Consider the following 26,997-nt stretch of genomic DNA (forward strand, 5'->3'; position numbering starts at 1 on the left):
TTAAGGCGATACTCAGACATGGGTCCCTCTTTTCCGCTCTTTTCGTGAAATCCCGAGGCGCCCCATACGGCCTTGGCACCCCTTGGCGGCTCGCTTCGCATCGCGCTTGGGTGATTCCCGCCTGGCTGGCGGGAATCACGGCTGCACCTAGTCCTTGATTTTGACGTTGCCGTCTGCGAGATACGGGTCTGCGAAACCCAGCGCTTGCAGCGTTTCCGTTTCGATCGCTTCCATTTCCTCGGCCTCGGCATCTTCTTCGTGCTGGTAGCCCTGCGCATGCAGCACGCCGTGCACGATCAGGTGCGCGTAGTGCGCTTCGATCGATTTTTTCTGCTCGCGCGCTTCTTGTTCCACTACCGGGCAGCACAGCACGATGTCCCCGCTCACTGGGTCGGACTCGTGCTCGGCGTAGGCGAAGGTCAGGACATTGGTTGCGTAGTCCTTGCCGCGGTAGCTGCGGTTCAGGCTGCGGCCTTCTTCTTCGCCGACAAAGCGGATGGTCAGCGTGGCATCGGCGTACAGCGCCGACTTGGCCCAGGTCTGTACCTTGCGCTGGGTCGGCAGGCCGCGACGGCCCTTGATGCCTTCGCCATACTGCAGGGCCAGTTCCAGCGATGGCGGCGTGGCGGGGGTGCCGGTGGTGGTGACCACGGGCGTGGCGGTCACGGCGACCGAGAGGGCGTCGTGGTTGTCAGGGCGCACCAGCAGGCCGGCCTGCTGGCGGTCATCGGTGTGCTCGGCCAGCAGCGCGACTACGCCGTCGGCGGCTTGCGACAGGTCGACGGTGATGCTGCGGCCGTCAGGCAGTTGCACGCGCAGGGCGTGCGCCTGGGTCTTGCGCGCGCGGCCTTCGGCGTCGAACAGGATCAGGCTGGCGGGGGAGGATTTTGCGTTCACGATTTTGCGTTTGATTAAGCGTCTCGATGTTGAGCGTGATATTCGTCATAGGCATCGACGATGCGCGCCACCAGCGGGTGCCGCACCACGTCGGTGCTGGTAAAGCGGGTCATGGCCACGCCGCGCACTTCGCGCAGCACGTGCTGCGCTTCCACCAGGCCGCTCTTCTGCCCGCGGGGCAGGTCGATCTGGGTGGTGTCGCCGGTGATGACCGCCTTGGAGCCAAAGCCGATCCGGGTCAGGAACATCTTCATCTGCTCGGGCGTGGTGTTCTGCGCCTCGTCCAGGATGATGAAGGCGTGGTTCAGCGTGCGGCCGCGCATATAGGCCAGCGGCGCGACCTCGATCATCTGGCGCTCGAACATCTTCTGCGTGCGGTCGAAGCCGAGCAGGTCGTAGAGCGCGTCATACAGCGGCCGCAGGTAGGGATCGATCTTCTGTGCCAGGTCGCCGGGCAGGAAGCCCAGGCGCTCGCCGGCTTCCACCGCAGGGCGCGTCAGCACGATGCGCTTGACCGAGTCGCGCTCGAGCGCGTCCACGGCGCACGCCACTGCCAGGTAGGTCTTGCCGGTGCCGGCCGGGCCGATGCCCAGGGTGAGGTCGTGCGCCAGCACGTTGCGCAGGTAGTCGCGCTGCATGGGCGTACGCCCGTGCAGGCCCGCGCGGCGCGTGTGCAGCACGGGGGATTCGTCATCGTCGCTGCCGGTATCCGTACTCGCGCCGTCGGGCACATAGCCGCCGTGCGCAGCGACCTGGCGCGCCTCGACCAGGCCGAGCTGCACGTCGTCGATCGACAGGGCGGTGCGGGCGTTGTTGTAGAAGCGCTCCAGGGCAGCCGCGGCGTCGCGGGCGTAGGCGCCGCGCACGGTCATGCGATGGCCGCGGCGCTGGATGGTGACGTCGAGCGCTTGCTCGATCTGGCGCAGGTTCTCGTCAAGCGGCCCGCACAGGTTCTGCAGGCGGGTGTTGTCGTCCTTGGGAGCGACGAATTCGGCTGAGGGAATTTTCATGGGGGTACGAGTGGCGGCATCAGGCGACATCAGGCGCGGATTACTGGCGCACTTTGATCTCGCCGCGCAGCGAGTGCGGGAAGGCTTCGGTAATGGTCACGTCCACCATTTCGCCAACCATGCGGTCGCGGCTGGCCTGGGGCACGCCCGGCAGCGCGAAATTCACCACGCGGTTGTTTTCGGTGCGGCCGTGCAACTCGGTCGGATCCTTGCGCGCCGGGCCTTCCACCAGGATGCGCTGCACCGAGCCGACCATGCTGGCGCTGATGCGCTGCACGTTCTCCTCGATGGTGGCCTGCAGGCGCTGCAGGCGGCGCAGCTTGACCTCGGCCGGCGTGTCGTCGGCCAGGTTGGCCGCCGGCGTGCCGGGACGCGGGCTGAAGATGAACGAGAACGAGGTGTCGTAGCCGATCTCCTCGATCATCGCCATCAGCTTTTCAAAGTCCGCCTCGGTCTCGCCGGGAAAGCCGATGATGAAGTCCGACGACAGCGACATGTCCGGGCGCAGCGCGCGCAGCTTGCGGATGATGCTCTTGTACTCCAGCACGCTGTAGCCACGCTTCATCGCCATCAGGATGCGGTCGGACGCATGCTGCACCGGCAAGTGCAGGTGGTTGACCAGCTTCGGGCAGCGCTCGTACAGCGCGATCAGGCGCGGCGTGAATTCCTTCGGGTGGCTGGTGGTGTAGCGGATGCGCTCGATGCCGGGGATCTCGGCCACGTACTCGATCAGCAGCGCGAAGTCGGCGATCTCGCTGGTGCCGCCCATGGCGCCGCGATAGGCGTTGACGTTCTGCCCCAGCAACGTGACTTCGCGCACGCCTTGCCCGGCCAGCCCGGCAACTTCCGCCAGCACGTCCTCGAACGGGCGCGACACTTCCTCGCCGCGGGTGTAGGCACCACACAGTAGCTGCAGTACTTGGAGCAGCCTTCCATGATCGAGACATAGGCGCTCGGGCCGTCCACGCGCGCCGGCGGCAGGTGGTCGAACTTCTCGATCTCGGGAAAGGAGATATCCACCTGCGCGTGGCCGGTCTGCTGGCGGCGGTTGATCATGTCCGGCAGGCGGTGCAGCGTCTGCGGGCCGAACACCACGTCGACATAGGGCGCGCGCTTGACGATGGCGGCGCCTTCCTGGCTCGCGACGCAGCCGCCCACGCCGATCACCAGGCCCGGCTTGACGGCCTTGAGCGCTTTCAGGCGGCCCAGTTCGGAGAACACTTTCTCTTGCGCTTTCTCGCGCACGGAGCAGGTATTGAAGAGGATGACGTCCGCTTCTTCCAGCGTGTCTGTCTTCTCCATGCCCTGGGTGGCATGGAGTACATCGACCATCTTGTCCGAGTCGTACTCGTTCATCTGACAGCCGTAGGTTTTGACGAAGACTTTTTTCATGGTGCCGATCTCAGTGGTTTACCTGGGGGCATCAGGGTTTTATGGGGACGAAATACATCCGGGCCACGGCGCGTTCTGCCGCGCCCCGGATCACGACTATTGCACTATTTCACTATTGCACTACTGCGCCGCTTTTTGTTCCTGCTCGCTCAGGATCCAGGCCGTCAGCAACTGGCCGTAGAGGTCGAGCTTGAACCGCACCGGCAGCTTCTGGCCGGCCACCGCCCCGATGGACATCAACTGGTTGTCCGTGCCGAACAGCCGCAGGCCCGGCGCCACGCCGACGGCCTTGCCGTCCAGCGTGGCCGACTGCGGCGCGCTGGGCGACGGCGCGGCGAGCACCAGCTTGGCCTTGGCCGCGTCGGCGGGGATCACGCGCAACGCCTGCTGCGCATGCGCCGTTGCCGGCAGCAGCGCGGCGGACAAGGCGAGCGATGCGGCCAGCAGGGTGGCCCGGACCAGAACGAAAAGGGCAGGGCGCGCGCAACGGTTGGCTGGCATGGATGCTCCGGCAAGAAACGGTTCGGGAAACGAAGGCGATGCGGGTGTTCCGGCGGCGCGGGCCGGGCAACCTAATATTCTACCCGGTCACCCGCCGGCCGCGCGGCACTAGAACAGCCCGGATGCTTCCTGCAGCACACGCTGCTTGGAGACCGTGCCCATCAGCTCGCGCCCGGCCGTGTCGCGGATCAGCGGGATCCGGTTGAGCGCGTGATGGGTGAACAGCCGCAGCGCGTCGGGCAGGTGAGATTCCGGAGTCAGGGTGGGGAAATCGCGCTCGCATAGCGCCAGCAGGGCCGCTTGCGGCTGCTCGCGCAGTGCGCGCTGCACTGCGTGGATCGACAGCGCGCCCAACAGGCAGCCATCCGGCCCAACCATATACAGATAGCGCGTGCCGGTCTCGGCGAACTTGTCGCTGGCCTGCTCCAGGGTGGCCTCGGGGCCGATGATCGTGTCGGTTGCGTCGCACAGCCCGGCCAGCGTCAGCGCGCGAGCCCGCTCGGCCGCGGCCGAGGCCTGGGTACGCTCGGCCACCACGCTGTACAAGGACAGGGTCTGGCAGCGCGATGCGGTGTAGTAGGCGGCGGCCGCGCCGATCATGCCGGGCAGCAGCAGCGCCGGGGCCAGCGTCATCTCGAACACCATCAGCACCGACATCAGCGGCGCCTGGCTGGTGGCGGCGAGGAAGGCGGCCATGCCCACCAGCGGCAACAGCGGCGCGCCGTCGCCGCCCGGCACGGCGGGTGCCAGCAGTTGCCCTAGCGCTGCGCCGACGAACAACGAAGGCGTGAACACGCCGCCGACCGCGCCCGAGCCCATGCTGAGCAGGCGAAGGCGCGCTTGGCCAGGCTGGAAGCGCGCATGAACAGGGCGCCGGACACGCCAGCCAGCACGCCGAGCAAGACGGCCGCCAGCAGCATGGGCGGATGCAGCAGGTCGGAAGGCACGGTCAGGCCCGGGTAGAGCGGCTGCAGGCCGCCATGCAACTGGCTGACCACGGTGCCCGCCACCGAGGCCAGGAATAGCGGCATCAGGCGCTGCACCGCCACCGCGCCAAAGACCACCTCGGCCACGAAGACCGCCGCCGACAGTGGTGTGTGATAGACCGAGGCCAGCCCGGCGGCCGCCGCGCAAGCCGTGAGCATGCGCCGCAGGTTGGTGTCGCCGTCCGGCCCGCTGCCGCCGCGCGCGGACGGAAACACCGATCCGCACAGGGCCGCGAGCTGGATCATCGCGCCTTCCTTACCCACCGAGCTGCCGGTGACGATGGAGCAGAATGACGACAGCGCGCGCAGCAGGGTGATGCGCACCGGCAGGCGCCCGGTGCCGCTGGCTACGGCTTCCATATAGTCGGAGACACCGGGCTGCGCGGCGTTGAGCTTGGCCGCCGCCGTCAGCAGCAAGCCCGCGATCACGCCGCCAAGCGTCGGGATCGCCACCCGCCAGATCAGCGCGAGGCCCGCGAATACGGTGACGATATCGGCATGCGTGCCAAACATCACATAGCCGCTAGCGTCCAACGCTTCCTTGAACAGGGTGGTGACGATGGCTGCGGCAATCCCTACCGGGATGGCCGTAAAGAGGGTGACTTCCTGGTCTTCGATAAACCTGAACCGCATTGTGTCGGCATCCGGGGGGCTGGGATGGGCTGGGCCGGGCCGGCGCGCGCCCGCGCGTTGCGCGGGCGCGGCCAGGCGGGGGCCAGGCGGGGCTGGCCGTCATCATAGCGCAGCGACGCCCGCGTCCCTTGGGGCGCCGCGCTCGCGTGAGAGCGCCAGGCTGGTACACTAGCGGTCTTTCCTCCTAAAGAAGCGGGGGCAGTCGCCTCGCTTCGCCGGTCGGTATTTCCGGTTTTCGGTTTTCTCACTCACGTCGCCCCCGCGATTGGCGCACCACATGCGCAAAGGGCGGCCGAAGCGTCAATTCATGTCTTTTTCCGAACTTGGCTTGTCCGACAAGCTTATGCGTGCCGTGGCCGAACAGGGCTATACCACGCCGACTCCGATTCAAGCGCAGGCGATTCCCGCCATCCTGAAAGGGGGCGACCTGCTTGCCGGCGCGCAGACCGGCACCGGCAAGACGGCCGGCTTCACGCTGCCGCTGCTGCAACTGCTGTCCGAATCCTCGGCCGGCCGCGAACCCGCGCGTGGACAACGCCTGCCGGTGCGCGCACTGGTCCTGACCCCGACCCGCGAACTGGCGGCGCAGGTGGAAGAAAGCGTCCGTAACTACGGCAAGTACCTCAAGCTGCGCTCCATGGTGATGTTCGGCGGCGTGGGCATCAACCCGCAGATCGAACAGCTCAAGCGCGGTGTCGATATCGTGGTGGCTACGCCTGGCCGCCTGCTCGATCACCTGTCCCAGCGCACCATCGACCTGTCCCACGTGGAAATGCTGGTGCTGGACGAAGCCGACCGCATGCTCGACATGGGCTTCATCCACGACATCCGCAAGATCCTCAACGTCTTGCCGCCGAAGCGCCAGAACCTGCTGTTCTCGGCCACCTTCTCCGACGAGATCCGTGGCCTGGCCGACCGCCTGCTGGACAACCCGGCCTCCATCGAAGTGGCGCGCCGCAATACCACGGCCGAAACCGTGGCACAGCGCGTGTACCCGGTGGACCGCGAGCGCAAGCGCGAACTGCTGGCCCACCTGGTGCGCGAGAACGACTGGCACCAGGTGCTGGTGTTCACCCGCACCAAGCACGGCGCCAACCGCCTGGCCGAGCAGCTCGACAAGGACGGCCTGTCGGCGCTGGCCATCCACGGCAACAAGAGCCAGTCGGCCCGCACGCGCGCGCTGACCGAGTTCAAGGCCGGCACGCTGCGCCTGCTGGTGGCGACCGATATCGCCGCGCGCGGCATCGACATCGACCAGTTGCCCCATGTGGTCAACTACGACCTGCCTAATGTGCCCGAAGACTACGTGCACCGTATCGGCCGTACCGGCCGCGCCGGTGCCGAGGGCGAGGCGATCTCGCTGGTCTGCGTGGATGAAATCTCGCTGATGCGCGATATCGAGCGCCTGATCAAGCGCCAGATCGAGCAAACCATCCTGCCGGGCTTCGAGGTGGATCCGAGCATTCCGGCGGAGCCGATCCAGAAGGGCCGGCAGGCCCGTGGCCAAGGCCAGGGCAACGGTGGTGGTGGTGGCGGCGGCCGTGGCCGCGGCCAGGCACCTGCCGGCGGCCAGCCGCGCGGGCGGGCACCGGCAGCGGATGCCGGCGAGCGCCAGCAACGTCCGGCACGCGCGCCGCAAGGCCGCGGCCCGGCTCCGGCCGCGGCTGACGGGCAAGGCCAGCGCCGCGCGCCGCAGGGCAGCGGCCGCGCGGCTTCGGCCGGGCAAGGCAGCCCGCGCAACGGGCAGGCTAATGGCAATCGCGGTGCCGGCAACGGCAACGGCAATGCCAATGGCAACCGCGACCACAACGGCGATGTCAACGGCAACCGTGCCGCCGGCAATGGCAACCGCGACCGCAATGGCGATGTCAACGGCAATCGCGCCGGTGCCAACGTCAATAACACCCACGCCGCGCAGCCGCGCACCGGACAGGATCCCGCGGCACGCGGTCGCCGTCCGGCGCCGCAGGCCGCGCTGCTGGGCGGCCAGCGCGGCAAGCCCACGCGCTAAATCCCCCAACGTCCCTAACGTTCCCAACGGCGGCCACGCGCAATGTCCAGTTCAGGGTTTGACCTCCAGGCGCCCGGCGATGGCGGCGAGGCCGCGGCCGACGCTGGCGTGCCCTACGCCAGCCTCACGCCGGACCTGATGCTGGATGCCATGGAGGCCGCCGGTTTCGAGCCGGACGGCCGCCTGCTGGCGCTCAATAGTTACGAGAACCGGGTCTGGCAGGTGGGGATCGAAGGCAGTGCGCCCGTGGTGGTCAAGTTCTATCGCCCCGGCCGCTGGAGCGATGCCGCCATCCTGGAAGAACACGCCTTCGTGCAGCAACTGGCCGACGCCGAGATTCCGGCGGTGCCGGCCATCGCGCGCGATGGCGCCACGCTGCTGGCGCATGCCGGTTTTCGCTTCGCGGTGTTTCCCCGCTGCGGGGGACGCGAGCCGGAGCTGGATCGTGCCGACACGCTAACCTGGCTTGGCCGTTTCATCGGCCGCATCCATGCGGCCGGCGCCACTCGCCCTTACCAGGCGCGCCCCACCATCGACGTGGACACCTTCGGGGTGGCCCCGCGCGACTGGCTGCTGGCGCAAGACTGTATTCCCCTGGAGCTGCGCCCGGCCTGGCAGGCGGTTGCCGATCTCGCCGTGGATGGTGCTCGCCGCTGCTTTGAGCGCGCGGGCGACGTAGCGCAGCTGCGGCTGCATGGCGATTGCCATCGCGGCAATGTGTTGTGGATCGAAGAGCCCCAGGCCGGCACGCGCCCGCCCGGGCCGCATTTTGTCGACTTCGACGACAGCCGGATGGGGCCGGCGGTGCAGGATTTGTGGATGCTGCTGGAGGGCGACCGCGCCGCCATGCAGCGGCAGATGGCCGACATCCTGGCCGGCTACGAGGATTTCGCGGAATTCCAGCCCCGCGAGCTTTACCTGATCGAGGCGCTGCGCACGCTGCGCCTGTTGCATTACAGCGCCTGGCTGGCCAGCCGTTGGCGCGATCCGGCCTTCCCGGCGGCGTTCCCGTGGTTTGGCACGGCCCGCTACTGGCAGGACCGCATCCTCGAATTGCGCGAGCAGGTCGCGCTGATGGACGAGCCGCCGCTCTGGCCGGTTTGACCCGGCACCGGCCTGCCCAGGCCGGCTGCCCGACTTGCTACTTGCCCGGGGCCTTGACCAGCACGACCGGGCACGGCGCGTGCGCCAGCACCCGTCCCGCTACCGAACCAATCACCGCATCGAAGAACGAGCCGCGCCCGTGCGTGCCCATGACGATGCCGCGCGCGTCCACGCTGGCGGCATAGGCGACGATGCGCTCCGGTGCAAAGCCGTGCAGCGCGTGCTGCTCGAAGGCAATGCCTGCAGCGCCGAGAATGTCGGCCACGGATTTCATGGCCTTGCCGCTTTCTTCCTGATGCCAGGAATCGATGGTTTCCTTGCTGACGAAGGCACGTACCTGCCCGGTGACATCGGGCGTCACGTGGACCACATGCACGGTGAAGCCGCTTTGCAGCAGCTTGCCTTCAGTGATGAAGCGGGCGGCTGCGTCGGAAAAGGGCGAACCGTCGGTGGCGAGCACGATGTTGGTCATGGCGGCTATCTCCTGTAATGGCTGTAGTCATTGTCGGCATGGCGGTTTCCGGCCGGGTGGCTCGGAGGCGCTCACGACGATCATGATGACACCCTGCGCGCAACCTTGCCTGGATCCAGATCAAATGCCGTGTGATCGCCGGCACCTTCCCAATCGGCTTTCATCCCACGTTTTGACAGTTTCTTTGCACCGCACCCCAGGCATCTGAGCGCCTTTTTGACGCGCCGGAATCTACCCTGCAAATAGGAAAACTCTGTCGGATGTTCCGGCTTGCCGCCATGTGGATCTACTATCGGTTGGCGATCGGCGCGCTGGCGATGCTCGCGCTGATCCTGCTTTTTGCCTGGGAATTCGGGCTGGCGAGTGCCATTGCGCGCCGCGAGGAGGGCTTTTCGCAGTTGCCCGACGAGCAGGGGCCCTGAGGAGGGCGCTTGCGCGCTGCCGAGCCCGATACAGGCGCGCCGCCAGGGGCGCCGTGCGTGGACAAGTTGCATGTAGCGGTTCAGACTGCCGGTGCGGGCCGCGCGGCTGTCTGGCGGCCCGCCTGCCGCATTCGTCGCCATGCATTTTCCTATCCAACGAGAGCCATGAGACTACGTTTCCGTGCCCGCGCGCCTGGCAGCGCGCCGCCTTCTGCACCCTTGCATACCAATTCCCGGACTTTCCAGCCCCCCTTGCGCGCCGCGGTCCGCACGACCATGCGCACCGCCCTCGGCGCCATGCTGCTGGCCGCGGGCGCGCATGCCGCCACGCTCGACAGCACGCAGTTGCAACAGCAGGCCGGCCAGGCCGCGGCGGGCAGCTACCGTGAATGGGTCGAATTGCTGGCGCTGCCCAACGACGCTACCGTGCCCGCGGATATCCAGAAGAACGCGGACTGGCTGGTCAAGGCCTTCGCCCGGCGCGGCTTCCAGGCGCGCGAGCTGCCCAATAACGGCAAGCCGATGGTCTACGCCGAATATCCCGCTAGCACGCAGCCAAGCCCTGGGCCGCGCAAGACCGTGCTGTTCTACATGCACTTCGATGGCCAGTCGGTGACGCCGTCGCAATGGGCGCAGCCCAGCCCGTGGCAGGCTACGCTCAAGGCGCGCAGCGCCGATGGCAAGTGGGAAACGCTGCCACTGGAGAAACTCTATGGCGGCCAGGCCGATCCCGAGTGGCGCGTGTTCGGGCGTTCGTCGTCGGACGACAAGGGCCCCATCGTGATGTTCCTGGCCGCCATGGATGCGCTCAAGGCCGCCGGGGTGGACCCCGCGGTCAATATCAAGGTGCTGCTCGATGCCGAGGAGGAGAAGGGCTCGCCGTCGCTGGGCAAGGTGATCGCGGACAACCTGGCGCTGCTGCGCAATGACGGCATGGTGATCTTCGACGGCCCCATGCACCAGAGCAACCAGCCCACGCTGATCTTCGGCAACCGCGGCGTGCTGCTGGTGCAACTCAAGGTGTTCGGTGCCAGCCAGGGCCTGCACAGCGGCCACTACGGCAACTATGCCGCCAACCCCGCGCAGCGGCTGGCGAACCTGCTCGCCACCATGAAGGACGACGACGGCCGCGTCACCATTCCCGGCTACTACAAGCCGGTGAAGATCGATGAGCGCGCGCGCCGCATCATGGCCGCCGTGCCCGACGACGAAGCCGCGCTGCGCCGCCGCCTGGGCATCGCGCGCGCCGAGCGCGTGGGCGCCAACTACCAGGAAGCCATGCAGTACCCCACGCTGAATGTGCGCGGCATGGCCGCTGGCGACGTGGGCGAGAAGGCCCGCACCATCATTCCGGAAGTGGCGGTGGCCGATATCGATATCCGCACCGTGCCGGAGACCAGCCCGGAATCCCTGTTCGCCCTCGTCAGGCAGCACGTGGAAAAGCAGGGCTACCACCTGGTCAAGGGCGAGCCCACCGACGACGATCGCGCGCGCTATCCCAAGCTTGCCTCGGTCACCGCGGGCGAGGTCTCAGCCTCCAGTTCCGCCGCGCGCACGGACCTGTCGGCGCCAATCAGCCAGTGGCTCACCCAGGCCATGCAGCAGTCCTACGGCAAGGCGCCGGTGCAGATCCGCATGATGGGCGGCACCGTGCCGACCGGCGCGGCGGTGCAGGCGCTGCAGGCGCAGTTCGTGATCGTGCCGCTGGTCAATGCGGACAACAACCAGCACAGCTACGACGAGAACATGCGGCTGGGCAACTACCGCGATGGCATCCGTACCGTGATGGGCATCCTGCAGACACCGTTCAAATAAGGCGCAACGCCGCAGGCGCCGCGCATCCGCCGGGATGCGGCGGCGAGCGCCCGACCCATGCAATCACAGGAGATAGCAAGATGACGCAAGCCAAGCAAGACCCCGCCGCCTACGCGCCAACGCCGGCCTTCGAAGCCGGCCGGCAGGTGCGTTCGGAAGTCATGGGCGAACAATACGTGCAGCGCGCGCTCGACGCCGCGCAACAGCAGGGCGACGTTGGCCTGCAGCAACTGGTGACGGAATTCGCCTGGGGCACGGTGTGGACGCGTGACGGCCTGGACCGCAAGCAGCGCAGCCTGGTCCCTATCCCTATCGCTGCAGCGCTTGCGCGGCGAAGGTCACGAGGTAGCCGCTGCCCAGGCAGGCGGCGATCCATCCGGCGAGGATCATGGCAGTGTCTTTGATGGTCATGATGCGTTCCTGCTCTCTGTGCGGTCTTGCTTGATGCTCACACCGCGAAACCGAACGGATAGTCATGCTTGACCGTGCGGGCGCCGTCGCTGAACGCATCGACCTTGCGCGCGCCGTCGGTATAGGCGTCGGCGGCGCGGTGCACGTAGCCGTAGTTGTCGCCGGCATGGGTGCCGCGGGCATCTGCGGCGAAGGCGGAGTTGAGCGAGAGCAGGGCAGTGCCGGCGATGGCGGCAGCGAGGAGCAGGCGGGCGGTGGTGATTCTCATGATCTATCTACCTTGTTGAATTTGGGAGAACGTGTTCCGTCTCCATGTGACAAAGGATAGATCTGGCGTGGGGTCGGTATGGGGCCTTGTGTCGTATTTGATATTCAATTTTTTTGATTAACTGTCCTGCGCAACTCCCGGCGCCTGCCGGGAGGCCTGCCGCGCCGCAAAATCCTGCGCCGCCGCCAGCAGCCAGGTCCGCAGGCGCGACATTGCATCGCTCATCGGCCGCGAGTCCGGCGCCACCAGGTAGTAAGCGCGCTGCGAGTGCATGGCCTGGGCCACCGGCATCACCAGCAGGCCCAGCGCCAGGTACTCCTCCACCAGGAAGCGCGGCACCAGGCCCACGCCCAGCTTGGCGCGGGCGGCGCTGATCACCATGCTGTGGTGGTCATAGCGCGTGCCGCGCATGGCGTTGACGTCGCCTACGCCGGCTGCTTCCATCCAGTTTTTCCAGTCCAGCCGGCGCGTCGACAGGTGCAGCAAGGGCGCCTGCGCGATCCGTTGGGCGCTGACCGGCCCCTCGCCGGCAAACAGCGCCGGATGGCAGATTGGCACTGATTCCTCATCGAACAGCGGGTCTGCGCGGCCACCCGGATAGTTGGCTTCGCCGTAGTGGATCGCGGCGTCGTACGGCGTGCCGTCGAACAGGAACACATCCGCCTGCGCGCTGAAGTTGACCACCACCTGCGGATGCTGCGCATAGAACGCGGGCAAGCGGGGAATCAGCCATTCCACCGCCAGGGTCGGCACGCAGGCCAGTTCCACGATGCCGCCCGCGCCCTCGTGCGCCATGATGTCCAGCGTGTCGCGCTGCAGCTTTTGCAGGCTTTCCCGGACCTGGTAGCCGTACAGCGAGCCGGCCGGCGTCAGGCTGACGCGCTGGTTGGCGCGGTGGAACAGCGCCACGCCGAGCTGGCTTTCCAGCGTGGCGATCTGCCGCGAGACTGCGCTTTCACTCAGGCAGAGCTCCGCCGCCGCCCGCCGCAGGTTCTGGTGGCGGGCGGCGGCCTCGAAGGCGCGCAGGCTGCTGAGGCTGGGAATGCGAGAGGCGCTCATGGTGCGATTTGCGGGGTGATTGACCTGGGCATCGTGCCGGTGGTCCACGTTGATGTCCAGGTTGATGCATGAAAGTCATCATCCTATGCGTAAATCTCGCTTGATGTAAAAAAGTTGATGACTAAAAATGCCGAACTCCCGGAATGTCGCCTATCGGCCTTCCGGCGTTCCCCGCCCCCCAAAAGACAAGAGACGGGACATCACAACCAATAAGGAAACGAGGAGACCGGCATGAATCGACTGCTTCGCATCATCGGCCATTGCGGCATTTCAATGGGCCTGCTTGCGGCGGCCACGGCCAGCGCGGACGACTTCCCCAACAAGCCGGTTCGCATCATCGTGCCGTACCCGGCCGGCGGCACTACCGACATGGTGGCGCGCATGATCGGAGACCAGCTCACCGTGATGTGGAAGCAGCCCGTGCTGGTGGACAACCGTCCCGGTGCCGGCGGCATCGTTGGCACCGGCGTGGCGGCCAAGTCGCCGGCGGATGGCTACACGTTGCTGATGGGCTCGGTCGGCGAGTTCGGCATCAATCCCACGCTGTACAAGAAGCTGCCCTATGACGCCGCCGCGGACTTCGTGCCGGTGTCGCTGGTGGCCAAGGTGCCCAATGTGGTGGTGATCTCGCCGGCGTTTGCCGAGCGCGCCCGCGTGAATACGCTGGCGGAGTTCATTGCCTACCTCAAGGCCAACCCGGCCAAGGTCAACATGGCCTCGGCCGGCAACGGCACCTCGACCCACCTGGCGGGCGAGCTGTTCCAGCGCATGACCGGCACGCAGATGAGCCACGTTGCCTACAAGGGCAGCAGCCCGGCGCTGGCCGACTTGATGGGCGGCAGCGTCGACGTGATGTTCGACAACCTGCCCGCATCGATCCAGTTCGTCCGTGCCGGCAAGCTCAAGGCGCTGGCGGTGACCTCCGCAGCCCGTTCGGCGGCGCTGCCCAATGTGCCCACCGTGGCGGTGGCCGGGCCGGTCGAAGGCTTCGACGCCAGCCCGTGGTTCGGCCTGTTCGCGCCCAAGGGCCTGCCCTCCGCGATTGCGCAGAAGATCAGCCGCGACCTCGCCCGCGCCACCAGCGATCCCGCCATCCAGGCCAAGCTGCGCGAGCAGGGCGCCGAGCTGTCGCCTAACTCGCCGGAAGCGTTCGCCGAACTGGTGCGCAACGACCGCCGCAAGTGGGGCGAGATCGTCAAGCTCTCCGGCGCCACTGTCGACTGATCCCCGGGGTACCCCATGAGCACGCCAGTCCATCCGTACGCCTTCGCGCCGGCCATGCGGGAGCCGCAGGGCTCGCCCATTCGCGAGCTGTTCCCCTACATGAGCCTGCCGGACATGATCTCGTTCGCGGGTGGCTACCCATCGCCGGCCAGCTTCGATGCTGCCGCGCTGCAGGATGCCGCGGGCAAGGTCATGGCCACCGATCCGGCGCAATGCCTGCAGTACGGGCCGACCGAAGGCATGCCCGCGCTGCGCCAGGCGCTGTCCGCGCTGATGGCCGAACGCGGCGCGCCGTTGCCACCCGAGCAGATCGTGGTGACCTCGGGCTCGCAGCAGGGCTTTGACCTGCTGGTGCAGGCCTTCGTGGCGCCGGGCACGCCGGTATGGGTGGAAACGCCGACCTATCCCGCTGCCGTGCAGGCGCTGCGGCTGGCCGGCGCCGCCGTGCGCGCCATCCCTTCCGACCAGGACGGGCTGTGCGTGCAGGCCTTGGCCACCATGCTGGCGAACTGCCTCGACGCCGAACGGCCGCGCCTGCTCTACCTGGTGCCCACCTTCGCCAACCCGAGCGGGCGCACGCTGGCGCTGGCGCGCCGCCGCGCCGTGCTCGCGCTGGCCGCGCAGCACCGGATCGTGGTGGTGGAAGACGATCCCTACGGCAGCCTGCGCTTTGACGGCGAGCCGCTGCCCTCGCTGCTGGCGCTGGCGGCGCGGGACCCGGCGCTGACGCCCTGGGTGATCTACCTTGGCAGCTTCTCCAAGACCATGGCGCCGGGGCTGCGCCTGGGCTGGATGGCAGGACCCGCCGAAATCCTGCGGCGTGCGGTGATCGCCAAGCAGGTCTGCGACCTGTGCACCTCGCCGTGGCTGCAGCTCGCCATGGCAAGCTGCCTGGCGGATGGCCTGCTGCCGCGCCAGACCGCGCGCATCATCGACCTGTACCGCCACAAGCGCGACCTGATGATGCAGGCCCTGGCCGATGCCTTCGGCTCCGCGCTGCGCTGCGAGACCCCGCAAGGCGGCATGTTCCTGTGGTGCGAGATCGACGGCGTGGCGGACGCGGCCAGCCTGCTGCCGCACGCCATCGCGGCGCGCGTGATGTATGTGCCGGGCGCCAGCTTTGGCGTGGACGGACAGCGCTCGGCCGCGCTGCGGCTATCGTTTGCCACTGCGTCCGATGCGCAGATCGTGGCAGGCGTGGCGCGTTTGCGGCAGGCGGTGCTGGCCAGCCAGGGCGGCGCCGTGCTCGCCAGCTAAGCCTGCGTTGTCTTGGCGGGACGCGCGACCGGGGGGGCAGCGCTATGGGATACTGAGGCTTCCGCCCAGCCACCCCTGGCGCCTCCTCATGGCGCCTCCTCATGGCGCTATCCCATGCCCGAACTCTGGCCCAATTCCGGCTTCGACCCTGCCGCGCGCGACAGCGCTGGCCAGCTGCTGGCCAGCGACCACCTGCTGCGGATGTGGTGGCGCCGCCCCGAGGTAGCGCCGGTGGAGGCATCGTGCGATGCCGAGCGAGCGCTGCATGCGGCGTGTTCTCCCGGGCGCAGAAGGTGTCGCTGCAGGAAGGCGGGGTGATGCTGGCCGATGCCGGCACGGTCGAGCTGCACGCCTCGGGCAGCGTCTACGGCGAGCTAGGCCGCATGCTGGCCGAAGCGCAGGTTCCCGCCCGCACGGTGGAGCTGGATGTGCTGGATCGCGATAATGCGCAGGCCTACTGGGGACGCAACGAACGCCATGACACGGTGATCCGCTTCGCCAGCGGCAGCGCGGCGCTGGCGGCGTTCAGCCGCGTGCTCGCGCGCTGGGTGCTGCATTTCTTCGGGGTGGAGGTGACGGTGATGCCGCTCTCCGCGATCGAGGACCGGCAGTGGGCATGGCATATCGGGCTGGACGCGCAGGCCACGCTGTTGCTCAATGACCTGTATCGCGGCGTGGAACTGGAGCCGGAGCGGCAGCGGCGCATCTTGTCGCTGTTCCGGCTGGATTTTGCCGATCCGTCCGTCGTCAGGCGGGATGTGGCCAACCGGCCGGTCTACCTGGCGGCGGCGATGAACGAGGCCGGGATCCTCAAGGTGAAGCCGCAGAATCTGCTGCTGAACCTGCCCCTGGCCTCGATCTCTTAACCGTTGGCCGCAGGAGCACCACGACCAGCAGCAGGAGCCACGACCGCGCCATCAACGGCGCCATCCGCGGTCACGGTCGCGATCATGGTCGTGTTCGTGCCAATCGTGCTCGCGCCAGTCACGCTCGCGCCGATCGCGTTCACGCCACTGCTGCTCGCGCCATTCGCGTTCGCGCCAGGCGCGCTCGCGTCCACCGGGACCGTAGTAGCCGGGGCCGTAGTAACCAGGGCCTGTCACTACCACCGGCTGGGGTTGCACATACACCGGAGCCGGCTCATAGATCGGCGCGGCCCGGTACACGGGGGCCGGCTGGTAGACCGGCGCCGGCGCGACAAACACGGGGCCGGGCAGGCCGATGCCGATGTCCACATCCACGCGCGCGAATGCGGCGCTGGACGCAAGGCCTGCAACAGCAGCAATGGCGCAAAGGGTGGCAAATTTCCGCACGGGTGGCTCCGGTTAGTGATTGGCTCCACTGTATGCCGGCGCGCCGATGCCAGGTATTAGCGGGGTAATACAACTGTGTCTTCTTGTAACGTTTGATGCTTAATTTCCAAAGCACCCTGGCGTGAGGCACGGCGAAAATGCATCAGGCGCCGCGCCACTGCAGCCGCCGTCCCAGCCACGGCGCCAGCGCCGACGTTGCCACGCCCAGCGCGATCAACGCGAGCCCGGCCGACAGGTCCGCCGAGATCCGTTCCTGGAACGCCACCGCCGAGACCACCAACCCGATCAGCGGCACGCACAGCATGGCGATCGAGGTGGCCGCAGGCGGCAAGGACTGCGTCATGTTCAACACCACGATAAAGGTCAGCGCGGTAGCCAGCGGCCCGGTGTAGAACAGCAGCGGCCAGATCTCAGGGACCGAGAGGAAGTGGGGCGTGCCGTCGCGCAGCAGCGCCAGCACCACCAGCGGCACCGATGCGACGGCGGTTTCCCACGGGATCATGTCCGCGCCCAGGCGCACCGTGCGGTTGGCGCGCAGCTGGATGATGCTGAGCGACCAGGCCAGCGACGCGCCGAGCAGCATCACCAGGCCCACGGCGGTATGCAACTGCCAGTCCCGCACGGACGGGGCGATCATCAGCGCGATGCCGGCATAGCTCAGGCCGGTGGCAATCCACTGCGGGCGCGACAGCCGCTCCTTGAGCACCAGCGACGACAGCGGAATCACCCACACCGAAGTGGCATAGGCGATCACCGAGGCCCGGCCCGGCGGCACGTACTGCAGCGCCCACAGCGCCAGCGCGGTGAAGGCCGCCATCTGCAGCAGGCCCACGCCGATCACCAGCGGCCATTCCTGCCGCGTGGGCAGGCGCAGGCGGCGGAAAACGCCCAGCACCAGGAAGCTGATGGCGGCGGCCGAGGCGAAGCGCGCGGCGGCGAACCAGAGCGGGCTGACGTGGGTCAGGCCCAGCTTCATGACCGGCCAGTTGCCGCCCCAGATCGCCACGGCGCAGGCGAGGGGAACGAACCGGCGCCATCCTTGTTGTGCTTGCATGCTTCGACTCGACTCTTTGACCAGATTGTCCCGCTGCCACGGGACGGGAGGGGGATGCTGGAAAGTCTACGGTTTATTGCGCCGCAGCAGAAACCGAAGGCAGCTGCAATTACGTGCCGTTGCGGCATAGAATGCTGCCATATAAAAAAACAGGAGCGCAACGTGCTGGACATCGACCTGGACGCCACGGATATCCGGATTCTCAACGAGCTGCAGCGAGACGCCAGCCTGACCAACGTGGAGCTGGCCAGCCGCGTCAGCCTGTCGCCCTCGCCGTGCCTGGCGCGGGTCAAGCAACTGGAAAAACAAGGCGTGATCTCGCGCCGGGTCACGCTGCTGGACGCGCGCCGGCTTGGCCTGAAGGTGGTGGTGTTTATCCAGATCTCGCTGGACAAGCAGCGCCGCGAAACCCTGGATGCCTTCGAGCGGCGCATCACCACCCTGCCGCAGGTGATGGAGTGCTACCTGATGTCGGGCGACGCCGATTACCTGCTGCGCGTGGTGGTGGCCGACGTGGAAGCGCTGGAACGGCTGATCATCGACCAGATCACGCGCATTCCCGGTGTGTCCAGCATCCGCTCCAGCTTTGCGCTCAAGCAGGTCCTGTACAGCACGGCATTGCCGCTGGGCTGATGCCCCGGTTCAGGACGACGCCCGCAGCGCTTCGCGCGCCGTGAGCGCTACCACGCTGTCGATGCGCGTGTCGGCGCAGGCCACGGCGATGCCGTCCGGCAGCAGCGGCGCGGCCAGCCGTGTCAGCACATTGCCGGGTGGCATTTCCACCGCCAGGCGCACACCGCATTCGCGCGCCAGCAGCATGGCCTCGTGCCAGCGCACCGGCACGGCCAGGTTGCGCGCCAGGTCGGCGGCAATGCGCACCGGATCGCGCAGCTCGCGCGCCGCGCTGGCGCTGAAGTAGCGCAGGCGCGGCTGGCGCAGGCGTTCGCGTACGCCGTCAAAGGCATGCGCCAGTTCAACGGCCGCGCCGTCCAGCAGCGCGCAGTGCGAGGGCACGCTGATGGCGATGGCCTTGGCCGCATGGGCACCGGCGTCCAGCGCCAATGCCGCGACGCGCGCCATGGCCGCTGCCGCGCCGGCAATCACGAGCTGGGTGGGGGCATTGAGATTGGCCAGGTAGACGGGCGATGCTGGCCCATGCACCTGCGCGATGATGCGCTCCAGCGGGCCGGTCTCCAGCCCGAGGATCGCCGTCATGCCATAGCCGCGCGGATACGCTTGCTCCATCAGCGTCGCGCGCAGCGCCACCAGCCTGATTGCATCGGCATGGTCCAGCACGTTCGCGCAGACCGCCGCCGGGAAGGCACCGATCGACAGGCCGGCCACCGCATCGGGTTTGGCGCCCTCGGCAAGCAGGCAGCGCGCCATTGCCACGCCGGCGGTCAACAGGCACAACTGCACGGCCACGGTGGAGGCGAGTTCGGCCGCGCCGTCGAGCGCCAGCACGTCGCGCCCGAGCGCCTCGCTGGTCTCACTGATGGTGGCGCGCACGACCGGGTGGTCGGGCAGCGCATGCAGCATGCCCTGACGCTGGGCGCCTTGCCCGGGGAAGGTGAATAGGGTGCTCATGGCAGCGGCTGCCAAGGGTCATGGCTCATGACGGGGCCTGTCGCCGTCTTGAGCAGCACGCGGTGGCCGGTGCGCACTTGCTCGCGCAGCGCGAACGCGCCAAACGGCGTGGCCACCTGGATGTCGATGCGGGCTTGCGCATCGTCGAGCAAGGCGGCCAGAGCGCGGGCCAGTTCGGCCGAAAGCGGCGTTGCCGCGGTAACCAGCAGGTCGAGATCACTGCCCGCGTGCAGCACGTCGATGCCGATGGCCAGCGTAAAGCCGACGCTGCCGGTCACGCCCCAGTTAGCCTGCGCCGCATCCAGCAGTGGCGCGACCCGCGCCAGCGCCGCCAGTGCCGGCAATGCAGCGCGGCGAGGATGATCGCGCCAGCGCGCCTGCCGCGCGATCATGCGCGGCGTGGCCACGCGTGCCACCTGGGTGGCGGGCAGCCAGGCCGCGTGGCGCTGCGCGCGCGTGGTGCCGCGCAGCCCGACCGGGATGCGGCCTGCGCTGGCGCCATCGCGCCGCACCACCAGCGGCGCTTGCGCGAGCCAGTCCGCGCTGGCCCACGCGGGCAGTGTATTGGCACGGGCGAAGCCCGGTGCGTCAATCAGCCAGAGCAGGTCGTGCGGCAGGGGCGTGCTTGTGGTCATCGCGCCGTCGGCTTGTGCAATGGCTCAATCCTGCCACTGCTGCGCGAGCACTTCGCGCACGCGGCTGGAAGCCTGGCGGTTTTCTCCGCCAAGGCGGCTGCGCAGGTCGCGTTGCGGGTCCGCCTGGATATCGGCCAGCGCGGCTTGCAGCGCGCCATGCACGGTGTCGAGATCGGTCGCGTCCGGCTGCGCCGCGTGCCGGACCGCGACCTGCTTCCAGAGCAGCCCCAGCGTGGCGTAGTTGCCGATGTCATACGCCATCGGCGGCACGGTGGCGGCAAAGCTCTCCAGGTCCTCCACGCTGCGCATGGTGATGCGCGCGGCGGCTTGCTTGCCCATGGCGTGCACCTGTACGCCTGCATCGCTCAGCGCGATCAGGCGGTTGGCCTGGTAGCCGTGCGCGAGGAAGGCGCCGGACATGGCGCGCCCGACCAGCAAGGCGATCACGGGATGGCCTTGCAGCCGCGCCGTGGCGTACGCATCGGCCGCGCCCGCCAGCGACTGATGAATGCCGAAGGCTTCCTCGCGCCGTCCATAAGCCTGGCTGGGCGTATCGACGATGGCCACGATGGGACGCTTGATGTTGGCGTCGCGCTCGGCCAGCACGATCTCGTGCACGGCCTGCGCCAGCGACCAGCCTTCGAGCAGGCCGACCTCGCCGTCGCGCACGCGCGGGTAGGCGTTGGCGGCGTCGGGCACCACCGCGATGAAGCGCGCCGGCTTGCCGGCCAGCTCGGCGTCGGCCACCTGCACGGTGGCGGGATAGCCGGGGCGGCGCGGGGCGTTGCGCGTCAGCGCCGCGAGCCAGGTCTCGCCGCGGCCGAGTGTGGTTGCTGAACTCATGGCTTGGCTCCGTGTGCGTAGATGGTGCGGACGGTTTGCGGCTCCGGCTGGCGCGCCGGCTCCGGCTGGCGCGCCGGATCGTATTCGGCCAGGCGTTGCAGGTAATGCGCGTAGCGCTCGCTGCGGTGCACGGCCGGCACGCCCTGCGCCAGGGTCTCGCGCACCGCGCCGCGGATGGCTTCGCTGTCGTCCTCCACGTAGCGATCCGCGAGGCCGGTGGCAATGCGTTGCTCGCCGCCGGTAAAGCGCCAGATAAAGGGCCGGTCGCGCGAATCGTATTCGGCAACGCCGGCTTCCTGCTCGATCACAGCTGGCCCGTTCAGGCCAAGGCGTGCCTCGCGCGTCACCACCAGGTAGCTGCACAGGCCGGCCGCGATCGACATGCCGCCGAAGCAGCCCACGGTGCCGGCGATCACGCCCACCACCGGCTGGTAGCGGCGCAGGTCGACAATGCCCGCGTGGATGTCAGCGATGGCCGCCAGTCCCAGGTTGGCCTCCTGCAGCCGCACGCCGCCGGTCTCGAACAGGATCACCGCGCGCGTGGGCACGCCGCGCCGGTTGTCCTGCGCCGCCAGCTCCAGCGCGCCGGCGATCTTGGCGCCGCCCACTTCGCCCAGGCTGCCGCCCTGGAACGCGCCTTCGATGGCGAGGACCACGGCAGGCTGTGCGTCGATGCGGCCCTTGGCCACCACCACGCCGTCATCCGCTTGCGGCACCACGCCTTGGCGCTCCAGCCACGGCGAGACCAGCTGGTCGAACGGGCCCGCGAGTTCGCGCAAGGTGCCGGGGTCGAGCAGCGCATGCACGCGGGCACGCGCGCCCAGCTCGACAAAGCTCTCGCGGGTCAGCAGCGATGCGTGGTTCATGGTTGCTCCGCTTGATCGAGGGCCTCGAACGCTTCCGCCAGCCGCATGCCCACTACCCCCGGCGTAGCGCCGAAATCGTGGATGCGGATGCGCATGGCGGCGCGCGGCTCGGCGCTGAACACGCGCGCGAGCTGTGCGTCCCAGACCTTGCCATAGCCGTCCACCGAGGTGGTGACGTGAATCCGCGTGGTGCCGGCCGTGCCGGGCTCGACCATGACTTCGAGGTCGCCGGAGCCGACCACGCCGACCAGCACGCGCCGGTTTGCCGGCGCGCCGGCCGGATACTCGAACTGGAGCTGTTCCATTATTTGTCTCCTTGCACGGGATCAGGGGCCGGGCGCGTTGCAAGCGGCAGCCGGTCCAGGAAAAAGGTGGCGGCGAGCAGGTCCGCGGCGCCGCCGGGCGAGGCGTTGCAGGCGAGCATGGCGGTTTCGAGGCGGCGTAGCAGGCGGCGTCCGGCCAGCGTGCCGATGCCGCCGGCGCACAGCACCTGACAAGCGCCGTCCTGCATCAGCGCCAGGCCCTCGCGGCCGGCGCGGGCCAGTACGCAGGTATCGTCGAGCCGCTGCATGATCGCCAGCAGGGCGTTGACGCGCGCGCTGGATTCGGCGTCGCCACGCGCGCGGCTGCGTTCGAGCTCTGGCAGGCCAGCGCGCAGCACGTGCGGGAAGCCGGCCTGCGCCTGGCCGCGCGCGCCACGCACGCCGTAATCGATGCAGGCGCGTTCGCCCTTGTTGCCGGTACGCGTGGGGCGGTGCCGGTCGGGCAGGCGTGCGATGGCGCCGGCGGTGCGGGCAATGCCATGCGCGCCATGTCCTGGCTGGTGCAAGCCCGCGGCGCCAAGCAGCAGCCCCAGGCTCCAGATGGCGCCGCGATGCGTGTTGATGCCGCCGGTGGCGCGCATCATCGCGGCCTCCGCCTCGCGGCCGAGCGCGCCCAGCCGCTCGCGCAGCGCCACGCCGGGCCGCGCCGCGCGCATGCCTGCCGCCGCCATCTCGGCAAAGGCGGGATGCAGCGCGCGCGCCGAGATGCGCATCAGGTCCAGGCTGAGATCGGCGTGGGCGCCATTGCCGCGGCCGTCCACCAGCCCGGGCTTGGGTGACAGCGCGGCCTCGTCGATCAGGGCGCCGACAGCGAGATCGGCCAGCGCCACGGCATCGGGGTTGAAGGCATCGGGGCTGAAGGCATCGGCGCGGTGCCCGGCAAGTAACGCGAGGCTCGCCATCACCAGTAACGTGCTGGCGGCTCGTACAGCCCGCCGGACCAGTCGACCAGGTCGGCCATGCTCTTGGCCGCCAGCAACGAGCGGGTAGCCTGGCTGCGCTGCACGCCAAGGTCTTCGGGCAGCGCGATCAGGCCGTCGCTGCGCATGCGGCGCGTGGTGCTGGTGTCATGGCGCAGGCCGATCGGCGTCACGCCGGCAACAGCCGCCAGCATGGCACGGCGCTCTTCGATCGAGCGTGCCTTGTATAGGTAGGCGATGCCCTCCTCGGTCAGCACGTGGGTCACGTCGTCGCCGTAGATCATCACCGGCGCCAGCGGCATGCCGCTGTCCTTTGCCACCTGCACCGCGTCGAGCGATTCGACAAAGGTCGGCTTGCCGCCGGCCTGGAAGGTCTCGACCATCTGCACCACCAGCTTGCGTCCGCGCGCGAGCGGATCGTCGGTCTCGATCAGGTCGAGCCACGCCGGCGTGGGATGGCGCCGCCCGCCCGGGTTGTGGCCCATGTTGGGCGCGCCGCCAAAACCGGACAGGCGCCCGCGCGTAACCGTGGAGGAGTGGCCGTCGGCGTCGATCTGCAGCGTGGAGCCAATGAACAGGTCCACCGCGTACTGGCCGGCCAGCTGGCAGAAAGCGCGGTTGGAGCGCATCGAGCCATCGGCCCCGGTAAAGAACACGTCCGGCCGGGCGGCCACGTAGTTCTCCATGCCGAGTTCGCTGCCGAAGCTGTGCACGCTTTCCACCCAGCCGGACTCGATGGCGGGGATCAGCGTGGGGTGCGGGTTCAGCGTCCAGTACTTGCAGATCTTGCCTTTGAGCCCAAGCGACTCGCCGTAGGTGGGCAGGATCAGCTCGATGGCCGCGGTATTGAAGCCGATGCCGTGGTTGAGCGACTGCACCTGGTGGCGCTCGTAGACGCCACGGATCGCCATCATCGCCATCAGCACATGCACTGGCTTGATCAGGCGCGGGTCGCGCGTGAACAGCGGCTCGCAGAAGAAGGGCTTGTCCGCCTGCACCACGTAGTCGATCCACGAGCCGGGAATATCCACGCGCGGCAGGCCGGCGGGATCGTCCACGATCTCGTTGACCTGGGCCACCACGATGCCGTCGCGGAAGGTGGCCGCTTCCACCAGGGCGGGCGTGTCCTCGGTGCTGGCGCCGGTGTAGAGGTTGCCGTCACGGTCGGCCTTGTAGCCCGCAATCAGCACGATGTTCGGCGTCAGGTCCACATAGAGCCGCGCGTACAGCTCGATGTAGGTGTGGATGGCGCCGACTTCCAGTTGCCCGTCTTCCAGTCCCCTGTGCACCTTGGCCGGGTCCACCTCGGCCAGCGAGCGCGAGAGGAAGTCGGCCTGCTTCTGATTGTTGCCCTCCAGCACCACGCGGTCGCCCGGCGCGGTGATGGCTTCGAGGAATGGGACGATGTCGGCGGTGGGCACGACCCGGCCGCTGGCAAAGGCGGCGCCGCGTGCCATGCGGCGGCGCTTTTCGGTGCGGCGGGTGTCCCACTGTCGGTCCGTGGCTGGGTTGGGCATCGCGTCTCCGGTGTGCTTGATGCTTGGAATGGCACCAAGATACGCAGCGCGCGCGGCGCAAGCAATGACGCCCGGCGCCGCATCGTTACTCTAGGTGTAAGTGTTGGCGGCACGACATGCAAGGCGCCCTGCCCTGGCCGGGGGCGCACCGGATGGCGCCGCGCGCCCCCGCAAGGGCTGGCCCGGTCACAAGCGCCCCGGCTATCCGCTTCCCGCCGTTAATCCCACGCTAACGATTCTCCCGCCGGGTTGATTGATGCGGCGCACTGGCTCGCCTAGATTGCATCCATCCAACCTAGAACCAGCCCGCGCGCAGCCCTGCCGACGGGCCAACAGGAGACACCACCATGATCATCTACGGCACCGCCTTGCTGGCGCTTTGCCATCTCGTCGGCCTGTTCCTCGGCGAACTGCTAGGCATCGCGATCGGCGTCAAGGCCAACGTGGGCGGCGTGGGCATCGCCATGCTGCTGCTGATCTCGATACGGCTCTACCTGCACGGGCGCGGGCTCCTGCCCAGGGAGACCGAGGCCGGCGTGGGCTTCTGGGGCGCCATGTATATCCCGGTGGTGGTAGCGATGGCGGCACAGCAGAACGTGGTCGCCGCGTTGCGCGGCGGGCCGGTGGCGTTGATCGCGGCAGTCGGCGCGGTGCTGGTGTCCGCCTGCTGCATCGCCGTGCTCAGCCGCACCGGCGACCATGCGCCACTGCCGCCGATGTCCTCGCCGGAAGCCACCCCCAGCCCCGCCTCGCACTAAGGACGCCGCCATGCCGCATTCCATTTCGCATATCTTCCAGAACGTCCTGCTGCAAAACGGCCTGGTCACCGCGTTCGCCGCGGTCGGCATCATCATGTGGCTGTCATCAAGGCTATCGCGCTGGCTGACCTTCGGGCGCGTGCATGCCTCCGCCATCGCCATCGTCGTCGGCCTGCTGCTGGCCTACTATGGCGGCATTGTCACCGGCAAGGAAAAAGGCCTGGCCGATCTCTCCCTGTTCTCCGGCATCGGCCTGATGGGCGGCGCCATGCTGCGCGACTTCGCCATCGTCGCCACCGCTTTCGAGGTGCAGGTGACCGAGGCGCGCAAGGCCGGGCTGGTCGGCGCGGTGTCGCTGCTGCTCGGCACCATCCTGCCGTTTATCGTGGGTGCTGCCGTGGCGCGCGCCTTCGGCTACAGCGATGCGGTCAGCATGACCACCATCGGCGCGGGCGCGGTGACGTATATCGTGGGACCGGTCACCGGCGCGGCGCTGGGCGCCAGCTCCGACGTGATCGCGCTGAGCATCGCCACCGGGCTGATCAAGGCGATTATCGTGATGGTCGGCACGCCCATGGCGGCAGGCTTTCTCGGCCTGAACAACCCGCGCGCCGCGATGGTGTTCGGTGGCCTGGCCGGCACCGTCAGCGGTGTTTCCGCGGGGCTGGCCGCGACGGACCGCCGGCTGGTGCCGTATGGTGCGCTGGTGGCTACGTTCCACACCGGGCTGGGTTGCTTGCTGGGGCCGTCGTTGTTGTTTTTGGCGACCAAGGCGGTGGTCGGCTAGGCGGGCTGCGGCGAGCGCATGGCCAACCGGCAAACCGCCGCCAGCGCCAGCAAGTTCGGATCTCGCTCGCGCCGCCGCAAGAAGCTCAGGCCAATGGTCTGGCGCAGCCGGTACTGCGAGGACAGCGGAACCAGCGTCACCTTGTGCGCGAACACGTCGCGCACGCGCCCGGGCAGCAGCGCGTAGCCCACGCCGCCGCTGACCAGGTTCATCAGCGAGAAGATGTCGCCGACCTTCATCACCACGTTGGGCGTGAAGTCGGCGATGCGAAAGGCGTCCATGAAGCCCTGGTAGGTGATGAAGCCTTCGCTGAGCGTGACGAAGGGCTCGTCCCGGCATTGCCGCAGGTCGATGGCGTCTTGCCGGGCATAGGGCGAATCCGCCGGCGCGGCGAAGTAGATCTCGTCTTCGAACAGCGCAATGGATTCGATCTCGGGGTCGGGCTCGGGCATGGCCATGAGCGCGGCGTCGATGGCGCCTTGCTTGAGCTTGAAGAGCAGGTCGGCGTTGGAGCCGAGCACCAGTTCCGCCTGCAGTTCCGGCCGCCTGACCTTGATGCCGATCACCACGTCCGGCACCGTGCGGATGGTCAGCGAATAGAGCGAACCTATCTTCATGTGATCGGCCGAGTACCCGGCGGCCTGGCGCGTGGCGCGGATGCCGTCGGCCATGGTCTTGATGACGTCGGTGGCGACGTCCGCCAGCACATGGGCTGCTTCTGTTGGCAGCAGGTTGCGGCCTTCATGGCGGAACAGCGCGCAGCGCATGCCTTCCTCCAACGAGTGCAGCGCGCGATGCACGCTGACCGTGCTCACGTCCAGCGCTTCCGCCGCCTTGGCGAGGTTGCCCGTCTCCATGTAGGCGAGCAGGACTTCGAGCTTGCGCAAGGTGATTTCTTCGTTGATCCGGTTTCGCATGGGAGGTGCGGCGTG

30 protein-coding genes and 1 pseudogene are annotated in these 26,997 nt (G+C 68.2%); 12 read left to right on the top strand and 19 right to left on the bottom strand.

Annotated elements, in window-relative coordinates:
• Positions 1-147 precede the first annotated feature (147 nt).
• The 6 genes and pseudogenes from ybeY to OR16_RS45575 form a co-directional block, all read right to left on the bottom strand.
• Positions 148-897: an rRNA maturation RNase YbeY gene (ybeY, locus tag OR16_RS10810; protein ID WP_006158005.1), complete on the bottom strand. Its 750-nt coding sequence runs from the start codon at positions 895-897 to the stop codon at positions 148-150.
• Positions 898-911: 14 nt separating this feature from the next.
• Positions 912-1,907 carry a PhoH family protein gene (locus OR16_RS10815; protein WP_006158006.1) on the bottom strand — a complete coding sequence of 332 codons (996 nt, stop codon included), beginning with the start codon at positions 1,905-1,907 and terminating at the stop codon, positions 912-914.
• Between the two features lie 40 nt (positions 1,908-1,947).
• Positions 1,948-3,299: pseudogene (gene miaB / locus OR16_RS10820) on the bottom strand (tRNA (N6-isopentenyl adenosine(37)-C2)-methylthiotransferase MiaB).
• A gap of 120 nt (positions 3,300-3,419) precedes the next feature.
• A complete protein-coding gene (locus tag OR16_RS10825; RefSeq protein ID WP_006158007.1) occupies positions 3,420-3,800 on the bottom strand; it encodes a hypothetical protein in 381 nt (126 codons plus the stop codon).
• Positions 3,801-3,908: 108 nt separating this feature from the next.
• On the bottom strand, positions 3,909-4,595 hold the full coding sequence (locus tag OR16_RS45570; RefSeq protein WP_237717019.1) for a chloride channel protein: 687 nt from the start codon (positions 4,593-4,595) through the stop codon (positions 3,909-3,911).
• On the bottom strand, positions 4,559-5,419 hold the full coding sequence (locus OR16_RS45575; RefSeq protein ID WP_237717020.1) for a chloride channel protein: 861 nt from the start codon (positions 5,417-5,419) through the stop codon (positions 4,559-4,561). The genes OR16_RS45570 and OR16_RS45575 overlap by 37 nt, the downstream gene beginning before the upstream one ends.
• A gap of 307 nt (positions 5,420-5,726) precedes the next feature.
• Between OR16_RS45575 and OR16_RS10835 the strand changes: the two genes are divergently transcribed.
• Both OR16_RS10835 and OR16_RS10840 read left to right on the top strand, forming a co-directional pair.
• Complete coding sequence (locus OR16_RS10835; protein WP_043419303.1) at positions 5,727-7,430, top strand: DEAD/DEAH box helicase; 1,704 nt, start codon at positions 5,727-5,729, stop codon at positions 7,428-7,430.
• Positions 7,431-7,472: 42 nt separating this feature from the next.
• Positions 7,473-8,534, top strand: a complete 1,062-nt coding sequence (locus tag OR16_RS10840) for a serine/threonine protein kinase (RefSeq protein WP_006158009.1) — start codon at positions 7,473-7,475, stop codon at positions 8,532-8,534.
• A gap of 37 nt (positions 8,535-8,571) precedes the next feature.
• On the opposite strand, the gene OR16_RS10845 is transcribed toward OR16_RS10840, so the two are convergent.
• Complete coding sequence (locus OR16_RS10845) at positions 8,572-9,006, bottom strand: universal stress protein (protein WP_006158010.1); 435 nt, start codon at positions 9,004-9,006, stop codon at positions 8,572-8,574.
• A 260-nt stretch (positions 9,007-9,266) separates the two neighbouring features.
• On the opposite strand from OR16_RS10845, the gene OR16_RS44010 reads away from it, so the two are divergent.
• From OR16_RS44010 to OR16_RS42605, 3 genes are all read left to right on the top strand, one after another.
• On the top strand, positions 9,267-9,428 hold the full coding sequence (locus OR16_RS44010; protein ID WP_158001345.1) for a hypothetical protein: 162 nt from the start codon (positions 9,267-9,269) through the stop codon (positions 9,426-9,428).
• A gap of 276 nt (positions 9,429-9,704) precedes the next feature.
• Positions 9,705-11,243 carry a M20/M25/M40 family metallo-hydrolase gene (locus OR16_RS10850; RefSeq protein WP_050982939.1) on the top strand — a complete coding sequence of 513 codons (1,539 nt, stop codon included), beginning with the start codon at positions 9,705-9,707 and terminating at the stop codon, positions 11,241-11,243.
• An 80-nt stretch (positions 11,244-11,323) separates the two neighbouring features.
• A complete protein-coding gene (locus tag OR16_RS42605) occupies positions 11,324-11,647 on the top strand; it encodes a carboxymuconolactone decarboxylase family protein (protein ID WP_006158012.1) in 324 nt (107 codons plus the stop codon).
• 44 nt (positions 11,648-11,691) lie between these two features.
• Here OR16_RS42605 and OR16_RS10855 read toward each other — a convergent pair whose 3' ends face one another.
• Positions 11,692-11,922: a hypothetical protein gene (locus OR16_RS10855; protein WP_006158014.1), complete on the bottom strand. Its 231-nt coding sequence runs from the start codon at positions 11,920-11,922 to the stop codon at positions 11,692-11,694.
• 117 nt (positions 11,923-12,039) lie between these two features.
• Positions 12,040-12,981 (bottom strand): LysR substrate-binding domain-containing protein, encoded by a 942-nt coding sequence (locus OR16_RS10860; protein WP_006158015.1) that lies wholly within the window; start codon positions 12,979-12,981, stop codon positions 12,040-12,042.
• Positions 12,982-13,254: 273 nt separating this feature from the next.
• Between OR16_RS10860 and OR16_RS10865 the strand changes: the two genes are divergently transcribed.
• From OR16_RS10865 to OR16_RS10875, 4 genes are all read left to right on the top strand, one after another.
• The gene (locus tag OR16_RS10865; RefSeq protein ID WP_337459826.1) at positions 13,255-14,205 is read left to right on the top strand and encodes a tripartite tricarboxylate transporter substrate binding protein; all 951 of its coding nucleotides are present in this window, start codon (positions 13,255-13,257) and stop codon (positions 14,203-14,205) included.
• Between the two features lie 15 nt (positions 14,206-14,220).
• On the top strand, positions 14,221-15,462 hold the full coding sequence (locus tag OR16_RS10870; protein WP_006158017.1) for a PLP-dependent aminotransferase family protein: 1,242 nt from the start codon (positions 14,221-14,223) through the stop codon (positions 15,460-15,462).
• A gap of 114 nt (positions 15,463-15,576) precedes the next feature.
• Positions 15,577-15,780: a DUF6352 family protein gene (locus tag OR16_RS45580; RefSeq protein ID WP_237717021.1), complete on the top strand. Its 204-nt coding sequence runs from the start codon at positions 15,577-15,579 to the stop codon at positions 15,778-15,780.
• A complete protein-coding gene (locus OR16_RS10875; RefSeq protein ID WP_237717022.1) occupies positions 15,756-16,328 on the top strand; it encodes a DUF6352 family protein in 573 nt (190 codons plus the stop codon). Before OR16_RS45580 ends, OR16_RS10875 begins: the two co-directional genes overlap by 25 nt.
• A gap of 51 nt (positions 16,329-16,379) precedes the next feature.
• On the opposite strand, the gene OR16_RS10880 is transcribed toward OR16_RS10875, so the two are convergent.
• Together OR16_RS10880 and OR16_RS10885 are read right to left on the bottom strand one after the other, a co-directional pair.
• The gene (locus OR16_RS10880; protein ID WP_006158018.1) at positions 16,380-16,775 is read right to left on the bottom strand and encodes a hypothetical protein; all 396 of its coding nucleotides are present in this window, start codon (positions 16,773-16,775) and stop codon (positions 16,380-16,382) included.
• 142 nt (positions 16,776-16,917) lie between these two features.
• A complete protein-coding gene (locus tag OR16_RS10885; protein WP_006158019.1) occupies positions 16,918-17,829 on the bottom strand; it encodes a DMT family transporter in 912 nt (303 codons plus the stop codon).
• Positions 17,830-17,991: 162 nt separating this feature from the next.
• On the opposite strand from OR16_RS10885, the gene OR16_RS10890 reads away from it, so the two are divergent.
• Entirely contained in the window at positions 17,992-18,462 is a 471-nt protein-coding gene (locus tag OR16_RS10890) for an Lrp/AsnC family transcriptional regulator (protein WP_006158020.1), read from the top strand.
• 9 nt (positions 18,463-18,471) lie between these two features.
• Here OR16_RS10890 and mdcH read toward each other — a convergent pair whose 3' ends face one another.
• The 7 genes from mdcH to mdcA are packed head-to-tail and all read right to left on the bottom strand — an operon-like array spanning position 18,472 to position 24,520.
• A complete protein-coding gene (mdcH, locus tag OR16_RS10895) occupies positions 18,472-19,416 on the bottom strand; it encodes a malonate decarboxylase subunit epsilon (RefSeq protein WP_006158021.1) in 945 nt (314 codons plus the stop codon).
• Positions 19,413-20,051, bottom strand: a complete 639-nt coding sequence (locus tag OR16_RS10900) for a malonate decarboxylase holo-ACP synthase (protein ID WP_006158022.1) — start codon at positions 20,049-20,051, stop codon at positions 19,413-19,415. Before OR16_RS10900 ends, mdcH begins: the two co-directional genes overlap by 4 nt.
• Before the next feature lie 24 nt (positions 20,052-20,075).
• Positions 20,076-20,894, bottom strand: coding sequence for a biotin-independent malonate decarboxylase subunit gamma (gene mdcE, locus OR16_RS10905; RefSeq protein WP_006158023.1), 819 nt, complete (start codon positions 20,892-20,894; stop codon positions 20,076-20,078).
• On the bottom strand, positions 20,891-21,760 hold the full coding sequence (locus tag OR16_RS10910) for a biotin-independent malonate decarboxylase subunit beta (protein WP_006158024.1): 870 nt from the start codon (positions 21,758-21,760) through the stop codon (positions 20,891-20,893). Before OR16_RS10910 ends, mdcE begins: the two co-directional genes overlap by 4 nt.
• The gene (locus tag OR16_RS10915) at positions 21,757-22,065 is read right to left on the bottom strand and encodes a malonate decarboxylase subunit delta (RefSeq protein ID WP_006158025.1); all 309 of its coding nucleotides are present in this window, start codon (positions 22,063-22,065) and stop codon (positions 21,757-21,759) included. Before OR16_RS10915 ends, OR16_RS10910 begins: the two co-directional genes overlap by 4 nt.
• The gene (locus OR16_RS10920; protein ID WP_006158026.1) at positions 22,065-22,985 is read right to left on the bottom strand and encodes a triphosphoribosyl-dephospho-CoA synthase; all 921 of its coding nucleotides are present in this window, start codon (positions 22,983-22,985) and stop codon (positions 22,065-22,067) included. The genes OR16_RS10915 and OR16_RS10920 overlap by 1 nt, the downstream gene beginning before the upstream one ends.
• Positions 22,985-24,520: a malonate decarboxylase subunit alpha gene (mdcA, locus tag OR16_RS10925; protein ID WP_006158027.1), complete on the bottom strand. Its 1,536-nt coding sequence runs from the start codon at positions 24,518-24,520 to the stop codon at positions 22,985-22,987. Before mdcA ends, OR16_RS10920 begins: the two co-directional genes overlap by 1 nt.
• A gap of 347 nt (positions 24,521-24,867) precedes the next feature.
• Between mdcA and madL the strand changes: the two genes are divergently transcribed.
• The gene (gene madL / locus OR16_RS10930; RefSeq protein WP_006158028.1) at positions 24,868-25,278 is read left to right on the top strand and encodes a malonate transporter subunit MadL; all 411 of its coding nucleotides are present in this window, start codon (positions 24,868-24,870) and stop codon (positions 25,276-25,278) included.
• A gap of 10 nt (positions 25,279-25,288) precedes the next feature.
• Positions 25,289-26,065, top strand: coding sequence for a malonate transporter subunit MadM (gene madM / locus OR16_RS10935; RefSeq protein WP_006158029.1), 777 nt, complete (start codon positions 25,289-25,291; stop codon positions 26,063-26,065).
• On the opposite strand, the gene OR16_RS10940 is transcribed toward madM, so the two are convergent.
• Positions 26,062-26,982, bottom strand: a complete 921-nt coding sequence (locus OR16_RS10940; protein ID WP_006158030.1) for a LysR family transcriptional regulator — start codon at positions 26,980-26,982, stop codon at positions 26,062-26,064. The two genes, madM and OR16_RS10940, sit on opposite strands and share 4 nt — an antisense overlap.
• Positions 26,983-26,997 lie beyond the last annotated feature (15 nt).

Source organism: Cupriavidus basilensis OR16 (genome assembly GCF_000243095.1).
In the GTDB taxonomy this organism is placed as follows: Bacteria; Pseudomonadota; Gammaproteobacteria; order Burkholderiales; family Burkholderiaceae; genus Cupriavidus; species Cupriavidus basilensis_D.

Bases quoted from the DNA above. Each gene is read 5' to 3' on its own strand.
- OR16_RS10815 (WP_006158006.1), bottom strand. From the start codon at position 1,907: ATGAAAATTCCCTCAGCCGAATTCGTCGCTCCCAAGGACGACAACACC.
- OR16_RS10825 (WP_006158007.1), bottom strand. From the start codon at position 3,800: ATGCCAGCCAACCGTTGCGCGCGCCCTGCCCTTTTCGTTCTGGTCCGG.
- OR16_RS45575 (WP_237717020.1), bottom strand. From the start codon at position 5,419: ATGCGGTTCAGGTTTATCGAAGACCAGGAAGTCACCCTCTTTACGGCC.
- OR16_RS10835 (WP_043419303.1), top strand. From the start codon at position 5,727: ATGTCTTTTTCCGAACTTGGCTTGTCCGACAAGCTTATGCGTGCCGTG.
- OR16_RS10840 (WP_006158009.1), top strand. From the start codon at position 7,473: ATGTCCAGTTCAGGGTTTGACCTCCAGGCGCCCGGCGATGGCGGCGAG.
- OR16_RS10845 (WP_006158010.1), bottom strand. From the start codon at position 9,006: ATGACCAACATCGTGCTCGCCACCGACGGTTCGCCCTTTTCCGACGCA.
- OR16_RS44010 (WP_158001345.1), top strand. From the start codon at position 9,267: ATGTTCCGGCTTGCCGCCATGTGGATCTACTATCGGTTGGCGATCGGC.
- OR16_RS10850 (WP_050982939.1), top strand. From the start codon at position 9,705: ATGCGCACCGCCCTCGGCGCCATGCTGCTGGCCGCGGGCGCGCATGCC.
- OR16_RS42605 (WP_006158012.1), top strand. From the start codon at position 11,324: ATGACGCAAGCCAAGCAAGACCCCGCCGCCTACGCGCCAACGCCGGCC.
- OR16_RS10855 (WP_006158014.1), bottom strand. From the start codon at position 11,922: ATGAGAATCACCACCGCCCGCCTGCTCCTCGCTGCCGCCATCGCCGGC.
- OR16_RS10860 (WP_006158015.1), bottom strand. From the start codon at position 12,981: ATGAGCGCCTCTCGCATTCCCAGCCTCAGCAGCCTGCGCGCCTTCGAG.
- OR16_RS10865 (WP_337459826.1), top strand. From the start codon at position 13,255: ATGGGCCTGCTTGCGGCGGCCACGGCCAGCGCGGACGACTTCCCCAAC.
- OR16_RS10870 (WP_006158017.1), top strand. From the start codon at position 14,221: ATGAGCACGCCAGTCCATCCGTACGCCTTCGCGCCGGCCATGCGGGAG.
- OR16_RS45580 (WP_237717021.1), top strand. From the start codon at position 15,577: ATGCCCGAACTCTGGCCCAATTCCGGCTTCGACCCTGCCGCGCGCGAC.
- OR16_RS10885 (WP_006158019.1), bottom strand. From the start codon at position 17,829: ATGCAAGCACAACAAGGATGGCGCCGGTTCGTTCCCCTCGCCTGCGCC.
- mdcH (WP_006158021.1), bottom strand. From the start codon at position 19,416: ATGAGCACCCTATTCACCTTCCCCGGGCAAGGCGCCCAGCGTCAGGGC.
- OR16_RS10900 (WP_006158022.1), bottom strand. From the start codon at position 20,051: ATGACCACAAGCACGCCCCTGCCGCACGACCTGCTCTGGCTGATTGAC.
- mdcE (WP_006158023.1), bottom strand. From the start codon at position 20,894: ATGAGTTCAGCAACCACACTCGGCCGCGGCGAGACCTGGCTCGCGGCG.
- OR16_RS10910 (WP_006158024.1), bottom strand. From the start codon at position 21,760: ATGAACCACGCATCGCTGCTGACCCGCGAGAGCTTTGTCGAGCTGGGC.
- OR16_RS10915 (WP_006158025.1), bottom strand. From the start codon at position 22,065: ATGGAACAGCTCCAGTTCGAGTATCCGGCCGGCGCGCCGGCAAACCGG.
- OR16_RS10920 (WP_006158026.1), bottom strand. From the start codon at position 22,985: ATGGCGAGCCTCGCGTTACTTGCCGGGCACCGCGCCGATGCCTTCAGC.
- mdcA (WP_006158027.1), bottom strand. From the start codon at position 24,520: ATGCCCAACCCAGCCACGGACCGACAGTGGGACACCCGCCGCACCGAA.
- madL (WP_006158028.1), top strand. From the start codon at position 24,868: ATGATCATCTACGGCACCGCCTTGCTGGCGCTTTGCCATCTCGTCGGC.
- madM (WP_006158029.1), top strand. From the start codon at position 25,289: ATGCCGCATTCCATTTCGCATATCTTCCAGAACGTCCTGCTGCAAAAC.
- OR16_RS10940 (WP_006158030.1), bottom strand. From the start codon at position 26,982: ATGCGAAACCGGATCAACGAAGAAATCACCTTGCGCAAGCTCGAAGTC.